The organism is Pirellulales bacterium, assembly GCA_019694455.1.
In the GTDB taxonomy this organism is placed as follows: Bacteria; Planctomycetota; Planctomycetia; order Pirellulales; family JAEUIK01; genus JAIBBY01.
Map to the genome: position 1 here is coordinate 1 of JAIBBY010000071.1, position 18,185 is coordinate 18,185.

The window sequence follows — 18,185 nt, forward strand, 5'->3', positions numbered from 1 at the left end:
GACGCGGTGTGCCAGTACCTGGGCGAAGAGTCGCAGCGCTGGCTGCTCGACGGCATCGAAATCGCCTCGCTGCGCTGGGTGTTAAAGCATATCGCCTATTTGCCCGCCGACTACTTTCGCGATCAGTCGTTGGCCAAGTTCGTTGTGCAACTCGAAAAGCTGCAATTTGTGGTGCGCGGCTTGTTTAACGGCGCCATGACGGTGGTCACGCGCGGCGGCGCCGCGTTGGGCGTGGTGGCCGGCATCCTGCCCAACTCGCCGACGTTCGCCCTGGTGGGAGTGGCGGTCGTTTCCAGTTTGACCTACACGCTGTGGCAGCGCAGTCTGCGGATGCGAAACAGCGTCAAGGAAGAGTTTCGCGTGGATGTGGCCTTCATCGATCGCGTGCTCGGCATTTTTTCCAATCTGCGGGATATCCGCAATTTTCGTTGGCAGGCCGAGGCGGTTCGGCAATTCAGCCAGTCGTGTCAGGACCTAGCCGCCCGCAGCTTGCAGGTCGTCAAGATCCACAACATGACCGGCGTGTGGCTGAATGTGCTGGGGCTGTCGAGCTTTGTGCTGCTGGTGGGGGCGCAGTGGTGGTTGATCGCGGACCTGCCCACCGTGGTGACCTGCTTCGCCTCGCTCTGCATGCTGTTGCCGCTGTTCACCGAAATCGTGCGGGCCCTGACGACTGTACAGACTCGCATGGCGCGGCTCGAAGAATGGCTCGAAAATTTGCAGCAACTCGCGGCGCGTCACCAGGAGCAGTCGCGGCAGGCTCTGCCGCAGCCGATCGAGTCGATCCGCCTGGAAGACATCAGCCTGAAATGCGACAAGTCGACGATCATCAACCGTGTCTCCCTGGAACTGCGCGCCGGCGAAGTTGTGGGGCTCATCGGCCGCTCTGGCGCCGGCAAGACGACCCTCGCCCAATTGCTGCTTCGTCTGATCGAGCCCACGGAAGGCCGCGTGCTGGTCAATGGGGTCGATCTGGCCAGCGTGGATGAAGACAGTTACTGGCGCCACGTGACCTACGTGCCGCAGATACCGTGCCGGATTGGCGGCACGGTGGCGGAGGAAGTTCGCCTGGCGCGATCGGATGCGACCGAGCCAGAGCTTTTGGCCGCTCTGTCCGCAGCGGGCATCCCGGCCGCCGCGGCGCTGCGCCCTTTGGACGACGAACACTGGAACGACACCGGCGCTGAACTCGCCTGGCATACTCGCGGACTGCAGCAGCGGGCCGAATGGGCGCGCGTGCTATTGCGAGGCGCCGAGATCGTGGTTTTGGATGAGCCGACCAGCCTGACCGATCCCGCGAGCGAGCGGCAATTTTCGCAATTGTTGCGCGAGCGCCGCGCCGGGCGGTTCACCCTCATCATCTCGCACCGGCCAGAAACGTTGGCTGCTTGCGATCGACTGTTGATTCTCAAACGCGGTGCGATCGTAGGAGATGGTCCGCGCGACGAAATGCTCCGGCGTTGGTTGCCCGAATCGCAATTTGAAGCAAGGCGGGCCAGTTGAACGACTTGCGACAACCATCACCGAAACAGGCGTCGGCGCTCGTCTCGCTGTGGCGACAGGCCGCGCGGCAACCGGCCCGTTTGGCCCTTTGTCTGGTGCTGATGCTGTTGGCGGGCGTGCTAACCAGCGGTCGGTTCTTGCTCATGGACCAGTTGTTGCGACTGGGCTTTGAACAGCACCTGGCCCGCGTCTTGCCGTTCTTCGCCGCGACGATCGCTTGCTGGCTTTTGGCGCAATTCGCCGGTTACGTGTCGGCGACCATGGGCTTGCAATTCGAGCGGTCGATCGGCGTTGAGGTGGTGGAGCGAGCTCTACACTCCATGGTGCGGCGCCAGTCGACCAGTCTCCGCCCGCTGGGGCCCAATCAGGCCGTTCATTACCTACGGACCGGGCTAAAGACCGTGGGGCAGTCGCTGCGCGCGGCGCTGGCGACACTCACTCAAGGCGTCGTGCTGGTCTTCAGCCTGATGGCCGCTTTCTGGCTCAATCCGCTGCTTGCTGGCATTACGACTGCTGGCGTCGCGCTAGCTGTGATCGTCACCCGGCGGCATTGGGTGGCGCAGCGTCGCGCCACGACCGAGGCGCTGTTGGGCGAGCGCGAGTTCCATAGTCGCTTGTCGCGCCTGCTGGAAGCCTTGCCGCAACTCAAGATCTATGCCGCGGGACCGGAACAACTCGATTTTCTCGCTCAGTCGATGTATCGCCAAAAGCGGGGCGAACAGCGCGCCTTGTTGGCTCAGCGCAGAGCTGGCATCGAGACCCGCTTGTTCGCGTCGTTGGCCGGGTTGGCCAGCATTGGCGTCGGCGGAATGTTGCTGACCACAGGCGAAATCTCCATTGCCGGAATCACCTCGCTGTTGATTCTGCAACAAAGCATCTTCATGAACCTGAAGCAGGTGGTTTCTAGCTGGGGATTGGCGGGCAAGAGCGGCGACTTCATCGAAGAGCTGTTTCAATTCCAGCAATCCGAACCGCAGCACCCGCCGGCCGACGCCACCCCGCTCGCAGAGCCTATTCGCAGTATCCGCTGTGAGCGCGCGTCGTTTAGCGTCGGCCAGATTGAGCTTCTATCAGAAGTCGATTGCCGGTTAGTATCGGGCAAGATGTATGGAGTCGTCGGCCCGGCCGGGTCTGGCAAGTCGATGCTGCTGCATCTATTGAGTGTTTCGTCGCCTGTGCGCCGGCGGGAATTATGGATCAACGAAATCGACTCTCGCGACTTGCTGATCGGCGATCTGGCCGATCGCATCGCGCTGGTCACTTGGCCGCCGCTGATGGTCGAGGGGACGCTGGCCGACAATCTGCGAATTGCCCTGCCACAAGCGACCGACGACGAGCTGACCGCCGCGCTATCGCGCGCCGCCTTCGCCGACGACTTGCAGCAACTTGCCACCGCAGGCGGCTTGCAAGCGCCGCTCGGCTGCCAAGGCATACGGCTGTCGGTCGGGCAGATGCAGCGGCTGGCGCTGGCGCGCGCTTTGTTGCGCCAGCCCGATGTATTGTTGATCGACGACATGCTGACAGGGCTCGATCCCGAGTCGGCGCGCCATGTGTTGTCGAGCTTGCGCCACTACGCCGCCGGGCGGCTGGTGGTAGTTGTCTTGCCACAAGAGGCCCACGCCGATTGGTGCGATGAGGTGCTGGTGATGGAGAACAGTCGCGTTGTCGCGCAGGTTGCGCCAAACAAGCTTTCCACAATCGAATGGACCGCGCCAGCCGACCCAGGGCAGCGGGCCGCCTGACCAACACACCCAGGGAGGGGAACGGAATGTCTGCTCAGAACGGTCGCACAAAAATCATCGCCGAGGCATGCGCCAATCACCTGGGCGAATCGAAATTGCAGGAAGAGATGATTTGGGCCGCCGCTGAGGCCGGCGCCGACTACATCAAGTTTCAGTCGTGGACGGCAGCCTCGAACACCCGCGGCCAGTCCGACGCCATGTTGCCGTTCGAGCTGAGCGACGACGATCATTTTCGGTTGCGCGAGGTCGCACAGCGCGCGCGAATCGGCTTTTCGACCACGGTCTTCGATCGGCAACGGACGCCGTTTGTCGCCAAGCTGGGGCTCGACTTCATCAAGATCGCCAGCCCCGATTGTGGCAGCTCCGGCTTGCTCAGCGATGTCGCCGCCCGCTTTCCGCTGGTCATCCTCTCGACGGGCATGAGCGAAGAGGCGGAAGTTCGAGGCGCCGCGCAAGTGGTTCGTTCGGGGGGCGCGCGTCTGGCGCTGTTGCATTGCATGTATCCGTTGGTGGACGGCGCTTATCATCTGCGGCGTATGGAGTGGTTGCGCGAGCACGCCAGCGAAGTGGGACTGAGCGATCACTCCGCCGGCGATGACCTACGAGCGTCGAAGCTGGCAATCGCGCTGGGCGCCGATTGGATCGAACGGCATTTCATACTCTCGCGATCGCAGCCAGCCAAGGACGCGGCGGTCTCCATTGATCCGGCGGGCCTGAAGGAGTTGGTCGAAGCCGCCAAGGATCCCCGGCCGCATCTGGCCTTGGCCGATGAGTTCCCAGAACTGTTGGGAGACGAACAGCCCGAGCTATCCGGCAAGGTGACTGGACTGCGCGAGTTTTATTGTGGTCGCTGGGGCGACAATCGTTAGTCACGACGGCCGCCGGCAATAGGAGCCGACCGCGAACTGAGGAGTTAGAGATATGAAATCGATGCCCACCGCGGCCACCGAGTCGCTATTTCCTTATGAGCAAGCAGACTACGAAGGCCTGCCGTGCAACTCCTGTGGCGGCGTGGGCCAGCGCACCATCGCCAAGCGCGACCGCAACGGCCTGGCGGTTCGGTCGGTGATCTGCAACCACTGCGGATTGATCTACCTGAGTCCTCGCATGACGCCGCAATGGTATGGGCTTTACTATCAAAAGGAGTATCGGCGGCAGATGGCGGCGTTCAAGGGGCAGCCGACCGGCAAGCCGGTGAACCACGACAAAATGTTTGCCGCGCAGCGCCGCCGTGGCGAGTGGCTGGTGCAATACCTCCAGCGGCATGGTCAGCCCAATCCGGCGCGCGTGCTTGAAGTTGGCTCCAGCACAGGCGGCATGCTGCGCGCCTTGGCGGATCGCTGCGGTTCCCAAGTCATGGGTGTCGAGCCTTCGCCGGTCGAGGCGCAATACGCCAGCGAACATGGCGTGCCGACCGAGGTGGGTTTGTTCGAGCAGTTTTCGCTCGACGCCGACCGCCAGTTCGACCTGGTGATTTGCACGCAATCGTTCAATCACTTGCTCGATCCGCGCGGCATGGCCGAGCGCATTCGAGCGTGCCTGTCTCCTGGTGGCCTGTTCTTTCTGGAGTGCCAGGACTTCTTCGCCGTGCTGCAAAATCGAAGTTGCCTGGAACAGGCGATTCAAATCGATCACGTCTTCATGTTCACCCCCGCCACTTTGGCGGCCATTGTGGAGGCGGCGGGCTTTGCGGTGCTGCCAGAAACTTTGCTGCGCGATCGCTTTCAGTCGCCCGCCGCTTTGGCCGCGCAAAAGGAATTTGGCGTGCCGAGCCTGCACACGCGGTTGCTCGCTCGGCCGGGCCAGTCGCAGCACAGTGGCGGCAGCAGCTTTGCCGAAATCTACGCCGAGTTGTGCGAGTTGGAGCGCGCCGTCGCCGAGCGCGAGCGACAGGTTCGCTACGACAAGTTGTATCAAAGCGTCAAGCAGTTTCCGATTCGCGCCATGCGCCGCGTGCGCAGAGTCGGTCAGCAGTTGCTCAGAAAGGCGGCGTAGCCCGCGCGCCGCTCAACATAAATTGCCAGGAGTCCTCACCCATGAAAAAAGTGGCCGTCGTTGTCGCCAGCCGCGCGAACTACGCCCGCGTCAAGACCGTGCTGCGAGCGCTGCAAGATAGTCCCGACGTCGAGTTGCAACTGATCGTCGGCGCGTCCGCGCTGTTGCATCGTTATGGCAACGCGGTGAGCGTCATCGAGAATGACGGCTTTGAGCCGGTGGCCAAGGTGCAGTTTCTCATCGAAGGCGAAACGCCCGCCACGATGGCCAAGAGCACCGGCCTGGCGATGATCGAGCTTTCGTCGATCTTCGAACGCCTCGCCCCGGATTGCGTGGTCACCGTCGCCGATCGCTATGAGACGTTGGCCACCGCGGTGTCGGCCAGTTACATGAACATTCCGGTCGCGCACACCCAAGGCGGCGAGGTCACCGGATCGATCGATGAGAGCGTGCGCCATGCGATCACCAAGCTCTCGCACTTGCACTTTCCCGCCACGGAGGTTGCCCGCCAGCGGCTCTTGTCGATGGGCGAGCACCCTGAATGGGTTTTTCACTCCGGCTGCCCCGCGATCGACTTGATTCTCGAAACCGACCTCACCCAATGTCCGCAGGCGGTGCTGTCGCGTTATGGCGGCACCGGCGAGAAGCTCGACCTGTCGAAGCCTTATCTCTTGGTCATGCAGCACCCCGTGACCACCGAGTTCACACAGGCGCTTCAGCAGATTCAGGAGACGATCAAAGCTCTGGAAAAGCTGCGCATGCAAACAATCATGCTGTGGCCCAATGCCGACGCGGGCAGCGACGACGTGGCCAAAGGCATGCGACTTTATCGCGAGCAGCTCAAGCCGGAGTATGTGCATTTTTACCGCAACTTCACGCCCGAGGATTTTCTGGTGCTGATGCACAACGCTGCTTGCATGATCGGCAATAGCAGTTCGGCGATTCGCGAAGGGGCCTTTCTTGGCATGCCGGCGGTGAATGTGGGAAATCGGCAAAACGCCCGCGAACGAGGGCGCAACGTGCTCGACGCGCACTACGATGCCGCGGAGATCGTCACCGCAGTGCGCCGCCATCTGGCGATCGGCCGCTATCCGTCGGATCACCTCTATGGCGACGGGCATGCGGGGGAGCGCATTGCCCAGATTCTCACCGTCACCGAGCGGGCCGCGGTGCCGATTCAAAAGACGCTCTATACCCCACAGCTTTCCGAGCCGATGCGGTATCGACGTACCGCCTAGCTTACGCTACAAATCCGCCATGAATTCCGACCTGTCGCGCTGGGGACAGGTCAATTGCCGGGTCACGGAAGACCAACTATGCAGGCCACAGCCACTTCGACTGCCGCGCTGCGCAAACGCCGCGCGACTCCTACGGACACTTCAAGCGCAAAAACTCGCCGACCACGGTTGGCGATTGTCGTCGGCATGGGCTGGGGCGTGCGCAACTACCTGCTTGGCGACACGTATCGTCTGCTCAAAGAGCGATACGACATCATCATTCTCAGCCCCTACGCGGAACTGCCAGACTTTGTAGAGCGCTTTGCGCCCGACAACACTGCGGTGTACGGACGGTTCGATCTCAAGCCCAAAAAGTCGATGCGGTTCTATGAGAATCTGGCGGTCGCGGCCTTCTATCACCGCCGTCCCACCAACGCCCGCGACAACAAGCTGCGCGAGATGCGCAACAAGCTCACCAAGTACAAGTCGCGGGGGCTCGCGGTGCGGCTCTGGCAACAGGCCATCGATTGGTGTTGGCGTCGCCCAGCGCACCTGGTGGCTCCGTACTGCTGTCCGCTCGTCATACGGCTCTATCGCCACATGCTGGCCAAGCATTGGGATCTGATTCCCGAGATGCGGCAGGTGATCGCGCGCGAACGCGTGGACGCCGTGTTCTCCACCAACTTTGTCGAACCGTGGGAATGGGCCGTGTCGATGGCCGCCGCCGAGGTCAATCTGCCGGTGGTCACTGCCATCACCTCTTGGGACAACCCCACCACGAAAAAGTTCCCCATCTGCGACTATGCCGGCTATTTGGCCTGGAGTCCGCAAATGCGACAGGAACTAGTCGACCATATCGGTGTGGCTGACGAGAGCCGAATCCGCGTCATCGGCGCGCCGCAGTTCGATTTCTATTTCAATCCCGCGTATCACCAAAGCCGTGAAGAGTTTTGCCGACAGTACGGACTCGATCCCCAGCGCAAGATCGTGGTCTACTCCACGGTCACGCCGGGCCTGATGCCCGACAACCCGGATGTTGTGCGTCACGTTCATGATTATTGGAAGAGCCAACTGCCCGGCAATCCGCAGCTCTTGGTCCGCTTGCATCCCAAGGACCGCATGGAGCGATACGAAGCGCTGCGCGACGACCCAGATCGGAGCGACATTGTGTGGACGCTGGCGGGCAATCCGCGCATCGCCGCCAAGGATCAATGGTGCCCCGACCACGACGACATGGTGCGCGCGGTGAACACCGTTCGGCATGGCGACGTGAACATTCACGCGGGCTACTCGACGATGATGCTCGATTTTGCGGCGCTCGATAAGCCGGTGATCATCGTGGGTTACAACAGCCAGGGATGCACCAAGCAATCTCGCACCTGGGAATCGTACGAACACCTGCAACCCGTGCTGCGCAGCGGCGCGGTCCGTGTGGCCTACGCTCCGGACGAGACGGAGCAATTGCTGCGCCGCGCGCTCGAACAGCCCGAGCTAGATAGCGCGGCGCGGCGCGAGCTAATTGAGTTTGAGTTGGGCGCCATCGACGGAGGCGCCGGACGTCGCGCCGCGGAGGCCGTCATCGAAATGGTCGATGCGGCGCTGGCGAATCGTAAGTCGTCTCACTGACCCCAACGTGCCCGGCGGCCCGCCCCGGTAGCGCTAAGAGGAGTTTCGCAATGCCCGCCGTCATTCCATACGACCCGGCCGCCATGGAACGCGTCGACGCTTGCGTTGGCTGCGGCGGCAAATTGTTGCGTCCGGTCTATCGCAACAACGACCTGACGCATCTCGACAAGCCAATGGACCCACGCTGGCGGAATAGCGACTTTGTGCTGTGCCAGCGCTGCGGCCTATTGTTCGCCCAATGGCGGCAGACGAAGCCGTTTGCCGACCACTACTATTCGTACTTCGCGGAGTATGAACATCGCTTTTACAACCAGTTTCCGCTGCCACAAGCGTATGTGCAGGGGAAGCACGTCGCGGCCGGTGAAGTAATCGCTCTGATGCAAGAGCAGGGGGTAGTCGACCCGCGGCACCGCGTCTTGCAGTTGCGCTGCGATTGCGGTGCCTTTCTAGCCCGCCTGCGGGACGAATTTGGCTACCAGCAATTGTTCGGCCTGGATTATTTCGACACCAATATCCGCTACGCGCGCGAGATCCTGAAACTCGAGAACATCGGGCAGCTATCGGCCGCTGAGTTGAACACGCCCTTCGGTCAGCAAAAGTACGATCTGATCATCTCCAATCATCAGATCACGCACGCCTTCCGGCCGGCCGAATGGTTGATCGCCACGCGCGCGCTGCTGGCGCCGGGCGGAACGGTGGTGTTCTACAACGAACAGGACCATGCTCGTGTTTTCCGCAGCCGGGGTTTGAATCGCGGCATCAACAACTTTCATAAGCAATTGCTCACCGAACGATCATTCAGCAACCTCGCGGCGATCGCCGGCCTCGATGCTCGGCTCATTGGCCTCCGCAAGAATACCATGGTCTTCATTGCCCGCGCCTGCGAACCAGTCGCCGCGGCCGCGATAACCGATAGCGGAAGCGCGCCGCTGGAAAGGGCAGTTCAAAGTTGGATTGCCAATCAACATTCCCCAACCTATCAGTTCATGCGTCGTGTGGGGCGCGCCGCCAAGCGCCTGTTGCGGGTGGCCTAGTGGGCCGCTGCATGTTCGCGCCACCACGATGCCAGCACGCCGGAAGAATTGGTGATTGATCGCGACGATGGGCCACAAGTGGCCGTCCTGATCGTTAATTTCAATTCTGGCGGCGATCTAGTTGTCTGCCTTCAGGCTTTAGCGCGCCAAACTCGGCGCCCTTGCCAGGTGCTGATTATCGACAACGCCAGCACCGACGGCTCGTGCGACGCCGCGCTAGCGCACTACCCCGGCGCGACGGTCGTTCGACTGACGCGCAACATCGGCTTCGCCGCCGCCAACAACCTGGCGGTAGCGCTGACTGCCGATTGCCAGTGGCTGGCTCTCCTCAATCCCGACGCGTTCCCCGAGCCGACCTGGTTAGCCGAGTTGACCCGCGCAGCGCTCCTTCACCCCGAGTGCGCCGCGTTCGGCAGTCGGCTGCTACTGGCGTCGAATCCCGACCGCCTGGACGGAACGGGCGACGTCTATCACGTGAGCGGCATGGCATGGCGCCGCGACGAAGGGCGCCAATCCACTGTCGCCGAAAGCGCCTCTCGCGAAATCTTCTCGCCCTGCGCGGCGGCCGCGCTCTATCAACGCGAGGCGTTTGTCGAGGTGGGGGGATTCGATTCCACCTACTTCTGTTATCACGAAGACGTCGATCTTGGTTTTCGCTTGCGACTGGCCGGCCATCAAGCGCGCTATGTGCCAGCGGCGGTCTGCCGACACGGCAGTTCCGCCACCAGCGGTCGCCGCAGCGACTTCAGCGCGTATCATGGGCATCGCAATCTGGTGTGGACCTACTGCAAGAACATGCCCACCTCGCTGGCACTGTGGTATCTGCCGCAGGCGCTGCTCATGCATCTGGCGGCTTGGCTGCGCTATCTGCCGAGAGGGCAAGGAGGCGTGGTGGCGCGGGCAAAACTCGATGCGTTGGTCCGACTGCCGGCCGTTCTACGCAAGCGCCGCGCGATTCAAAGGCGCCGCCGTGTTACCACGGGCAGTCTGGCCCGCGCGATGAGCCACGACTGGCTGGCGCCGTATACCCGCCGGTGAACGGCGACCGGCTTACCACTTTTGGCTCATGTGCTCCGCGAAGCCGAGCATGTCCTTCACTTCAATCGGTTCGCCATCGACCACCAGCGTGCCGCTGTACTTGCCGTGAATCTTATGTAGTTCGGCGGCGGCAATGGCGATCTGCTGCTTGGACTGCTGATGGTAGATCGGCTGAAAAACTAGCGACAAGCGACCATCGTCGCTGGTGAATTTCCACGGTTTCATGCGGTCCGCGGGATCGAACTCGCACGCCACGTCGCCCAGCTTGTACAGCTTGCGATCGACCAAGATCGCGTTGGCCGTTCCTCGGCGATCGTCGCCATAGCCGTGACCAAGATTGATGGCGACCAACCGCGCGCCCACCTTGCCGGCGGCCTGTCCCCAAAACCATTGCGACTCACGCGGCCAGATTCCGCGTCCCCAATCGAAGATGGCGAACGACTCGCCGGCTGGCAGTTCATACGACGTGTCGCCAACTTGCGCTTTGCCTTTCGACAGCATGCCGAAGATCTTGTTCTCATAAAAGAATTGGCCCGGCTCCGCGAAGGGGCGCGCCAGCGCAATGCTCTCGTCCGCTTCCTCGTTTACTAGCTCGAATTCGCCGGCCATCGCCGGCGTCATGGCGGTCTTCAAAAAATTGAAAGCGATCAGTCGCCGGTTTCCCTCGAACTTCATGGAGACGAAGTTCTCCTTGCGGCGAAACTCCGTGGCGCCGTACGGGGTGGCCGTGAAGATCGAACGATCCTTGGGATGCCCTCCCAGCGTCGTGGCGCTGTGCTGTGTGTTGTTCGCGTAGTCGATCAACTCGGCCGAGCCGATCAGCAGCGTGCCGATCTGAGCAATGGTCACCCCCACGGTGAACTGTGGAGACATGATCGTGTAATGCTCCCATTCCTTGACCCGGTCGAGCCGATTGGCCGGAATCGCCTCTCGGTTGTAGGCCATGTGCGCGTGTCTGGCCCAACCCCAAGCGCTTAGCTCGCCTTGATCGGAAAGCAGCGGAACCGATTCGGTAAACTCGATCTGCTCCGATTTCTCTTCGCTGTAGGTGATTCCGACGCAGGACAACACGGCGAACAACACAATCCAAGGGCGCATATGTCCGACTCTCCGTAAGGCAAACTTGCTGATGGGGTGCAGCGATCGGTTAGTCTATGCCACCAGCCCGCGCCTGGCGAGAATTGGCGTGCTGCGGCCAGCTAAATTGCCAGCGCCTGGCGAAAACAAGCCAACCGCTCTGCCAATGGACCGGGCGCCTTCAAGTGGTAATCGTCGCCGACCGGCGACACCCCCAGAGAGATGAAACGCGGCCCGTCGGTCGCCAGAATGCCGCGCGCCTCGGCGTGCCATTGGGCCAGATCGTCGAATCCGCGCGCGCTTGCGATGCCAGACGCCTTGGCGATGGCGACCAAGTCGATATCGCGGCTCGGCGCGGTTTGTTGCCCACCGGTGACCTCATAGATGCCGTTCACCAAGACAATCAGCGTGAAATTCGGCGCGGGATTGGCGGCGATGGTCGCCAGACAGCCCAGGTTCATCAGCAACGAGCCGTCGCCGGAAATCGCGATCACGCTGCGCCCAGGCTGGGCCAGCGCCAAGCCAAGCCCCAAGGTTGACGCCTGACCCATGGCCGACGGCACATAGTGAAGATCGAGTGGATGAGCATCGAACCTTGCCCACTCACGCGTAGCGCCCATCGACGTGACGACGATCGCATCGCCTCGCAGCGCGTGAATCACGCGTAGCGCCTCGTCGAGCGGCATGCCAGAACCTACGGCATTAGTCATCACATCGCTCCCTCGGCCAATAGCGACATGCCAGGCCGCTGCGCCGCCCGAGAGGCCGAATAGTGTTCGCTGAAGCGTTCCAGGTCGTTTGCCTCTTTCAGCAGCACCCAGTCCACGCCCCATGCCGCCAGCACCGGCTCAAGAAACTGCTTGGCGGTGTCGCGCGAGTCGGCCGTCAGATAGCTTCGATAGCCGACCATGGCGTACAGCGGCAGTCGAAAGTCGAACAGCATGTTGCGTAGCGCGTCGCCCGATTCGAACAGCCCGGTGGATTGAATCATGACGAGCGGTCGGCGGCCGCCGAGCCAGAGACCGCCCGCTAAGGCCCAGGCCTCTCCCTCGCGGCACACGCGCCGCAGCGCGATGCGCTGGCTCGCCGCCAACGCCCCCTCCCACGGTCCCATCACCGAGTCGGGCAGCCACACCACATCGGTGACGCCCAGTTGCGCCAAACAGTTTTCGACAGCCGTGCCGGTGAACATCTTGCTACTCAAGCGGTTTGATGGTGGTCACCCAAAAGAACGGTCGCCCACCGTCGTCGACGCGCAACTCGACTTTGAGCCGAGCTTGAAACAGCAATTTCTGCAGCGCCAAACTATACGACGTGCGTTTGGCGGGGAGCGAGGCCGGAGTCGCCGTGGGGTCAACGTCGTGCCGCGCCAACGCGTTACGATCGTACAATAGCGGCGCGCCCAGTCGCTCGCGAATGATCTCCACCGCTTTGGCCACCGAGACGCCCCCCACTTCGACCTGGAGAAAATCAAACAGCTTGGGCAGTAGCTGCCGCCGACGCTCATCCGCGGGCCAGCCGATCGGCCACACATCGGCATCGGCTGCGGGCTGAATCACCGAATAGCTCAATTCGCCGTCGCGCAGCCGTGGCGCCAGCCCCAGCCCGGCAGGCCGCAAGGTGGCGGCCAAGGCCGTGCCGATCGACAAACCGTTCAATTCGTCGGCGACTGGCCCAGTCGCACGCAGTTCTTCGTGCAGCGACTTGGTGATAAATAGTCGCGAGCCCAATTGCCGATGGATGACCGCCGCCACTTCAACCGGCGACTCTCCTGCTGTCGGCATTTGCAAGGGCTGCGCCAGTTCTTGCTTCGCGGCGGCCAGCGTTGCGGGCGAAAGGTCGAATGGCAAGCGTACGGGCGACGTGACCACTTCGGGACCTACCGCGCGCAAGCGCTCCATCCACTGCGCCAAGCCCGCGCGATCATTGATCGAAAATCGGCCACCGGGCAGCGCCAAATCGCCACGGCCAGTCAGCACCCCGGTCACATGATACGCCGTTGTGGCGCCCTCGCGCGTCTGGATGCCGACCTGATCGGTTGGCCGGGCCGAACGAATCTGCACATCGTCGAGCCCTAGTTTGGACAGGGCCTGACTCCACTGCTGCGGGGCCGTGGGCGCGACGCCTTGAGCCATCACAATTTCGAGCGTCACTCGCGGCGTGGCGCCCTGCGCAGCGCAAGGCGCGATCCAAAACAAGATAGCGAGCATGATGCGACCAACCTTCGGCATGCAGGAATTATAGCTGCGCCGAAAAGTGGCCGATTCACAAGAATCGCTTGCGCTAGCGGTTCTCACCTGCCCGGCGCGCCTCGTCGAGCGCCTTCCAAACTCGCGGCGGCGACATCGGCAACTCCCGCATTCGCACGCCGACAGCCTGATAGATCGCATTGGCCAGCGCCGCGGGCGGGGCCACGATCGGGACCTCGCCCACGCCGCGCACGCCGTAGGGGTGGCTGGGGTTAGGCACTTCCACAATCACCGTTTCGATCATCGGCACGTCGAGCGCCGTCGGCATGCGATAGTCCAAAAAGCTGGCGTTGGTCATCTGTCCACGGTCGTCGAACAGGTACTCTTCGTTGAGCGCCCAGCCAATGCCTTGCACGGCGCCGCCCGACATTTGCCCTTCGACATAACTGGGATGGATGGCTTTGCCGGCGTCTTGCACAATGGTCCATCGCAAGACGGTGGTCTTGCCGGTCTCGGAATCGACCTCGACATCGCAGATTTGGGTCGCAAAGCCGTTGGTCGATCCTTCCGGATCGACCGTCGCGCGCCCCACGACAGGGCCTCCCGTGCGATGCAACTTGCCCGCCAACTCTTTGAATGAGAGCGACTTGCCATTGCGGCGGTATTGGCCATTTTCGACCTTTACCTCCTCGGGCTTGCAGTCCCAAAGCAGCGCCGCGCGCTCGCGCATTTGCCGTTCGATGTCCTGCGCGCAGCGATAGGCGGCCAGCCCAGTGCAGAAGGTGACGCGGCTGCCACCGGTCACATCGGTGTAGCCCACGCTGTCGGTGTCGACCACGCGCGGAACCACGTCCTCGGCGGCGATGCCTAGCGCCTCGGCTAACTGCATAGCCACGCTGGTGCGAGTGCCGCCAATATCGGTCGAACCCTCGACCAGCGTTACCGAGCCGTCGAGATTCACGTTGGCCGCGACGCTCGATTTGAGCGCCGCGTTGAACCAGAATCCTGTTGCCACGCCACGGCCCCGATTCGCGCCAACGAGCGGAGTTTGATAGTGTTCGCTGGCGCGCGCCGCGACGAGCGTTTCCACCGCTCCGATGCGTGGGTACACCGGTCCATCGACGCGGCGCGTCCCTGCTTTGGCGGAGTTCCGCAAGCGAAATTCTATGGGGTCGATGCCCAGCCGTTCCGCCAATTCATCCATCACCGATTCGCAGGCGAAGGCCGCTTGCGTGGCTCCTGGCGCGCGGTAGGCGGCCGATTTGGGCTTGTTCACGCACACGTCGTAGGCGTGTACCCGCGCGCTGGGCAGGTCGTAGCAGGCAAACACGCACATAGCGCCGCAGACCACGAACCCGCCCGGATACGCGCCGGCGTCGTAGGCCAGCCACGCATCGGCGGCGGTGATGCGGCCATCCTTGCTGGCGCCGATCTTCATGCGCACAAACGAAGCTGGAGTGGGGCCGGTCCCCTCAAAAACCTCGGCCCGGTTCATCACCATCTTCACCGGCCGACCGCTCTTGCGGCTCAAGATCGCCGCGACCGGTTCCAGATACACCGTGATCTTGCCGCCAAAGCCGCCGCCGATCTCGCACGGTATCACCGTGACCTTCGACACCGGCATCTGCAGGATTTCGGCTGTTTGTTGGCGACACGTGAAGGCGCCTTGCGTCGATGTCCACACGGTGAGGTGGCCATCGCGGTTCCACATGGCGGTCGCCACGTGCGGCTCGATGTAGCCCTGGTGGACGGTCGCGGTGCGGAACTCGCGCTCGATCACCACATCGGCCTGCGCGAAGCCGCGTTCCACATCGCCCTGCTCGAAATGAAAATGCACATCCACATTGGTGGGCGAATCGTTGATCGGCTTGCCAAGTTCCTTGGTGCGCAGGTCGGCGTGCAGCACCGGCGCGTCGGCCTGCATCGCCTCCAACATGTCGAGCACCACCGGCAGCGGTTCGTATTCCACCCGAATCAGCTTGAGCGCTTCTTCGGCGATCTGCGGACTGGCCGCGGCCACGCCCGCCACCGCATGTCCCTTGTAAAGCGCCGTGTGGTGCGCCAGCACGTTGTCGCCCAGATGCGCGAGGTTGGCGGCCCCTTCGCCCAGGTCGGCGATTTTGTTTTGCAGGTCGGGCAGGTCGGCCGCCGTCGCCACCGCGTACACCCCTGGCATCTGCTCCGCGGCACTGGTGTCGATCGACACGATTCGGGCGTGCGCGTGCGGGCTGCGCAGCACTCGGCCATGGATCATGCCAGAGAGTTGTAAATCGGCGCCGTAGACGGCGCGGCCCGTCACCTTGTCGACGCCGTCGTGCCGAATTGGCCGCGTGCCGAGCACCTTATACTCGCGCGGGCCGAGGTACACTTCGCCGTGTTCCGGCTTCAATTCGCTCTTTGCGGCGGGCTTCGCCGCTTTCTTTTTATTCGTCGCCTTTTTGCGCAGCGCGGCGGTCACCGGGCGCGGTTTGGCCGCGGCCGGGCGGGCTGTGGGGCGAGTCGCTTGTCCGTTGCGATTCTTGCCGGTCGAGCGTGTGGGCGTTTTCTTCTTCTTGGCCATGACTACACCTCCTGCGTCGCGGGCGACGCCGATTCGTCCCAAGCGCCGGCGCGCAGACGCCGGGCCGCCTCTTGTACGGCTTGAACTATCTTGTCGTAGCCGGTGCAGCGGCAAAGATTGCCCGCCAGTTGAAAGCGAATTTCCTGCTCGCTGGGATTGGGATTTTTGTCCAACAGCGCCTTGGCGGCCACCAGATAGCCGGGCGTGCATACGCCGCACTGCAGGGCCGCCCCCTCCAAAAAGCATTGCTGCACGGGGTGCAACCGTGAATCGCGAGCGATCCCCTCGATGGTTTCGATCCGCGCGCCTTCGGCTTCGACCGCCAGCACCAGGCAACTATTGACCGGCACGCCCTCTAGCATCACCGTGCAGGCGCCGCAGTTGCCGTTGCCGCAACCTTCTTTAGCGCCGGTCAAATGCAACTCGTCGCGCAGCGCTTCGAGCAGCGTTTGCCGCGCCTCGCACAGAAAGTCGGCGTGCTCGCCATTGATTGTCGTCGATACGTGAATGCGTTTGGTCACACGTTGTCCTTGATTGGTCACTAGCCCGCGAAAGCGGGCCAATATCGATTGCTACGATTTGCGAGCGCGCTCGACGGCGATGGCCAGCGTGCGCTCCACCAGCACGCCAATGAGATGATCGCGATACTCCGCCGAGCCGCGACGATCGCTGATCGGGCTGGCGATGGTCTTGGCCAGTTCGCCCGCGCGGGGAAAATTCTCTGTCGTGGCGGCCTGCCCCACGAGCGATCGACTCGCCTGCTCGGCCAGCAGCGGCGTCGGCGCCACGGCGCCCAACGCGATGCGCGCGTCTTCGATCTGCTTTCCGCTCCCGTCCAATCGTACCCACGCGCCCACACCGACCACGGCGATGTCCATTTCGTTCCGCGGAATGAACCGCAGATAAGCTCCACCCGCGTGCTGAGGTTGCGGCGGCAATTCTAAGCTCACCAACAACTCGCCGCGTTCCAACCGATTGCGTCCCGGCGCCTTGCAAAACTCATGGACAGGAAGTGAGCGGGTTCCGCCCGGTCCGGCAATATGGCAAACGGCGCGATAGGCAATGAGCGCCGGGATGGAGTCGGCCGCCGGCGACGCGTTGCACAGGTTGCCGCCGATCGAAGCTCGGCTTTGGATTTGCCGGCCGCCAATGATGTGGGCTGCGTCGGCAAGGCCCGCGTAGTCGTCGCGGATCTCAGCGTGTTCGTATATTTTGTAGCACGGCACGGCCGCGCCCAATCGCAGGCCGCGCGCGCGATCGTATTCCAGCCGCATGAGTTCGGGGATTTTCTTTACGTCGACAACCAAGTCGGCCTCGCGCGTTCCCTCGCGAAGCTGCACAATCATGTCGGTGCCGCCGGCTAGCGCTCGCGCTCCTGCGCCGCTTGCCGCCAGCAAACTCACCGCTTCGTCGACGCTGCCCGCCGCCGCGTAACTAAAGTCTTTCAAGCCAGAACCTTCGCTAAGAAGCTGCGATCGCCCGAAATCTCGGCTCGCAATATGGGCCGCCGTCGCGCGCCATGTCAAGCTGGCGGCGCCACGCGGCGCGCAAACTTGCTGGAATGAGGCAGGCGCCAGCGATAGAATTCAGGCGCGGATCAGACGAGCGCTACGCTCGCGCGGTTCGCAGCTTATCCGCCCCGCAAGCGGCGTCAAACGCCAGAGGAGACCTCTCGTGGCCACTACGCTCGAATCGCAAGCGCAACCCAAGGTGCATCAAACGCAGTGCTTTATCGACGGCCGCTGGACTCCGGCCGCGAGCGGCAAGACCTTTGACACGGTGAACCCCGCTACGGAGGAGGTAATCGCGCAGGTAGCCGAGGGAGACGCCGCCGATATCGACCTGGCGGCACAGGCCGCCCGCAAGGCGCTGAGCGGCCCCTGGGGGCGCATGGATGCCCGCGACCGTGGCCGATTGATGCACAAATTGGCCGATTTGATCGAAGAGGAGGCCGACGACATCGCCGCGCTGGAAACGCTGGACAACGGCAAGCCGATCCGCGACGCGCGCGGCGCCGATTTGCCGCTGACGGTCGATTGCTTGCGCTACTACGCCGGCTTTGCCGACAAGATTCACGGCCAGACCATCCCGGTCCGCGGCAATTACTTCACCTACACGCGCCGCGAGCCGGTCGGAGTCGCCGGACAAATCATTCCGTGGAACTTTCCCATGCTCATGGCCGCCTGGAAGTGGGGGCCCGCCCT

At 62.8% G+C, this 18,185-nt stretch carries 16 protein-coding genes; 9 read left to right on the forward strand and 7 right to left on the reverse strand.

Going from position 1 to position 18,185, the window contains the following annotated elements; genetic code table 11:
- The 8 genes from K1X71_19280 to K1X71_19315 form a co-directional block, all read left to right on the forward strand.
- Window positions 1-1,503, forward strand: a 1,503-nt coding sequence (locus K1X71_19280; GenBank protein ID MBX7075290.1) for an ABC transporter ATP-binding protein/permease, incomplete at its 5' end; no start/stop codon positions are given.
- Window positions 1,500-3,245, forward strand: a complete 1,746-nt coding sequence (locus tag K1X71_19285; protein MBX7075291.1) for an ABC transporter ATP-binding protein/permease — start codon at window positions 1,500-1,502, stop codon at window positions 3,243-3,245. The genes K1X71_19280 and K1X71_19285, both read left to right, overlap by 4 nt.
- Before the next feature lie 26 nt (window positions 3,246-3,271).
- The gene (locus K1X71_19290; protein MBX7075292.1) at window positions 3,272-4,114 is read left to right on the forward strand and encodes an N-acetylneuraminate synthase family protein; all 843 of its coding nucleotides are present in this window, start codon (window positions 3,272-3,274) and stop codon (window positions 4,112-4,114) included.
- Between the two features lie 52 nt (window positions 4,115-4,166).
- Window positions 4,167-5,240 carry a class I SAM-dependent methyltransferase gene (locus tag K1X71_19295; protein ID MBX7075293.1) on the forward strand — a complete coding sequence of 358 codons (1,074 nt, stop codon included), beginning with the start codon at window positions 4,167-4,169 and terminating at the stop codon, window positions 5,238-5,240.
- A gap of 41 nt (window positions 5,241-5,281) precedes the next feature.
- The gene (gene neuC, locus K1X71_19300) at window positions 5,282-6,478 is read left to right on the forward strand and encodes a UDP-N-acetylglucosamine 2-epimerase (hydrolyzing) (protein ID MBX7075294.1); all 1,197 of its coding nucleotides are present in this window, start codon (window positions 5,282-5,284) and stop codon (window positions 6,476-6,478) included.
- Between the two features lie 78 nt (window positions 6,479-6,556).
- Window positions 6,557-8,083, forward strand: coding sequence for a hypothetical protein (locus K1X71_19305; protein MBX7075295.1), 1,527 nt, complete (start codon window positions 6,557-6,559; stop codon window positions 8,081-8,083).
- Between the two features lie 50 nt (window positions 8,084-8,133).
- On the forward strand, window positions 8,134-9,117 hold the full coding sequence (locus K1X71_19310; GenBank protein MBX7075296.1) for a class I SAM-dependent methyltransferase: 984 nt from the start codon (window positions 8,134-8,136) through the stop codon (window positions 9,115-9,117).
- Between the two features lie 51 nt (window positions 9,118-9,168).
- The gene (locus K1X71_19315) at window positions 9,169-10,155 is read left to right on the forward strand and encodes a glycosyltransferase family 2 protein (protein MBX7075297.1); all 987 of its coding nucleotides are present in this window, start codon (window positions 9,169-9,171) and stop codon (window positions 10,153-10,155) included.
- Between the two features lie 12 nt (window positions 10,156-10,167).
- On the opposite strand, the gene K1X71_19320 is transcribed toward K1X71_19315, so the two are convergent.
- The 7 genes from K1X71_19320 to K1X71_19350 all read right to left on the reverse strand — a co-directional run bounded on the left by K1X71_19320 (window position 10,168) and on the right by K1X71_19350 (window position 17,429).
- Window positions 10,168-11,253 (reverse strand): DUF2804 domain-containing protein, encoded by a 1,086-nt coding sequence (locus tag K1X71_19320; GenBank protein MBX7075298.1) that lies wholly within the window; start codon window positions 11,251-11,253, stop codon window positions 10,168-10,170.
- 101 nt (window positions 11,254-11,354) lie between these two features.
- The gene (locus K1X71_19325; protein MBX7075299.1) at window positions 11,355-11,942 is read right to left on the reverse strand and encodes a hypothetical protein; all 588 of its coding nucleotides are present in this window, start codon (window positions 11,940-11,942) and stop codon (window positions 11,355-11,357) included.
- Window positions 11,942-12,424 (reverse strand): hypothetical protein, encoded by a 483-nt coding sequence (locus K1X71_19330; GenBank protein ID MBX7075300.1) that lies wholly within the window; start codon window positions 12,422-12,424, stop codon window positions 11,942-11,944. The genes K1X71_19325 and K1X71_19330 overlap by 1 nt, the downstream gene beginning before the upstream one ends.
- Before the next feature lie 4 nt (window positions 12,425-12,428).
- Window positions 12,429-13,442, reverse strand: a complete 1,014-nt coding sequence (locus K1X71_19335) for a hypothetical protein (GenBank protein MBX7075301.1) — start codon at window positions 13,440-13,442, stop codon at window positions 12,429-12,431.
- A 73-nt stretch (window positions 13,443-13,515) separates the two neighbouring features.
- Complete coding sequence (locus K1X71_19340) at window positions 13,516-15,981, reverse strand: xanthine dehydrogenase family protein molybdopterin-binding subunit (GenBank protein MBX7075302.1); 2,466 nt, start codon at window positions 15,979-15,981, stop codon at window positions 13,516-13,518.
- 2 nt (window positions 15,982-15,983) lie between these two features.
- Window positions 15,984-16,502, reverse strand: coding sequence for a (2Fe-2S)-binding protein (locus K1X71_19345; protein ID MBX7075303.1), 519 nt, complete (start codon window positions 16,500-16,502; stop codon window positions 15,984-15,986).
- Window positions 16,503-16,553: 51 nt separating this feature from the next.
- Window positions 16,554-17,429 (reverse strand): xanthine dehydrogenase family protein subunit M, encoded by an 876-nt coding sequence (locus K1X71_19350; GenBank protein ID MBX7075304.1) that lies wholly within the window; start codon window positions 17,427-17,429, stop codon window positions 16,554-16,556.
- Window positions 17,430-17,655: 226 nt separating this feature from the next.
- On the opposite strand from K1X71_19350, the gene K1X71_19355 reads away from it, so the two are divergent.
- Window positions 17,656-18,185, forward strand: a 530-nt coding sequence (locus K1X71_19355; protein MBX7075305.1) for an aldehyde dehydrogenase family protein, incomplete at its 3' end; no start/stop codon positions are given.

Bases quoted from the DNA above. Each gene is read 5' to 3' on its own strand.
- K1X71_19290 (MBX7075292.1), top strand. From the start codon at position 3,272: ATGTCTGCTCAGAACGGTCGCACAAAAATCATCGCCGAGGCATGCGCC.
- K1X71_19295 (MBX7075293.1), top strand. From the start codon at position 4,167: ATGAAATCGATGCCCACCGCGGCCACCGAGTCGCTATTTCCTTATGAG.
- neuC (MBX7075294.1), top strand. From the start codon at position 5,282: ATGAAAAAAGTGGCCGTCGTTGTCGCCAGCCGCGCGAACTACGCCCGC.
- K1X71_19305 (MBX7075295.1), top strand. From the start codon at position 6,557: ATGCAGGCCACAGCCACTTCGACTGCCGCGCTGCGCAAACGCCGCGCG.
- K1X71_19310 (MBX7075296.1), top strand. From the start codon at position 8,134: ATGCCCGCCGTCATTCCATACGACCCGGCCGCCATGGAACGCGTCGAC.
- K1X71_19320 (MBX7075298.1), bottom strand. From the start codon at position 11,253: ATGCGCCCTTGGATTGTGTTGTTCGCCGTGTTGTCCTGCGTCGGAATC.
- K1X71_19325 (MBX7075299.1), bottom strand. From the start codon at position 11,942: ATGACTAATGCCGTAGGTTCTGGCATGCCGCTCGACGAGGCGCTACGC.
- K1X71_19330 (MBX7075300.1), bottom strand. From the start codon at position 12,424: ATGTTCACCGGCACGGCTGTCGAAAACTGTTTGGCGCAACTGGGCGTC.
- K1X71_19335 (MBX7075301.1), bottom strand. From the start codon at position 13,442: ATGCTCGCTATCTTGTTTTGGATCGCGCCTTGCGCTGCGCAGGGCGCC.
- K1X71_19340 (MBX7075302.1), bottom strand. From the start codon at position 15,981: ATGGCCAAGAAGAAGAAAACGCCCACACGCTCGACCGGCAAGAATCGC.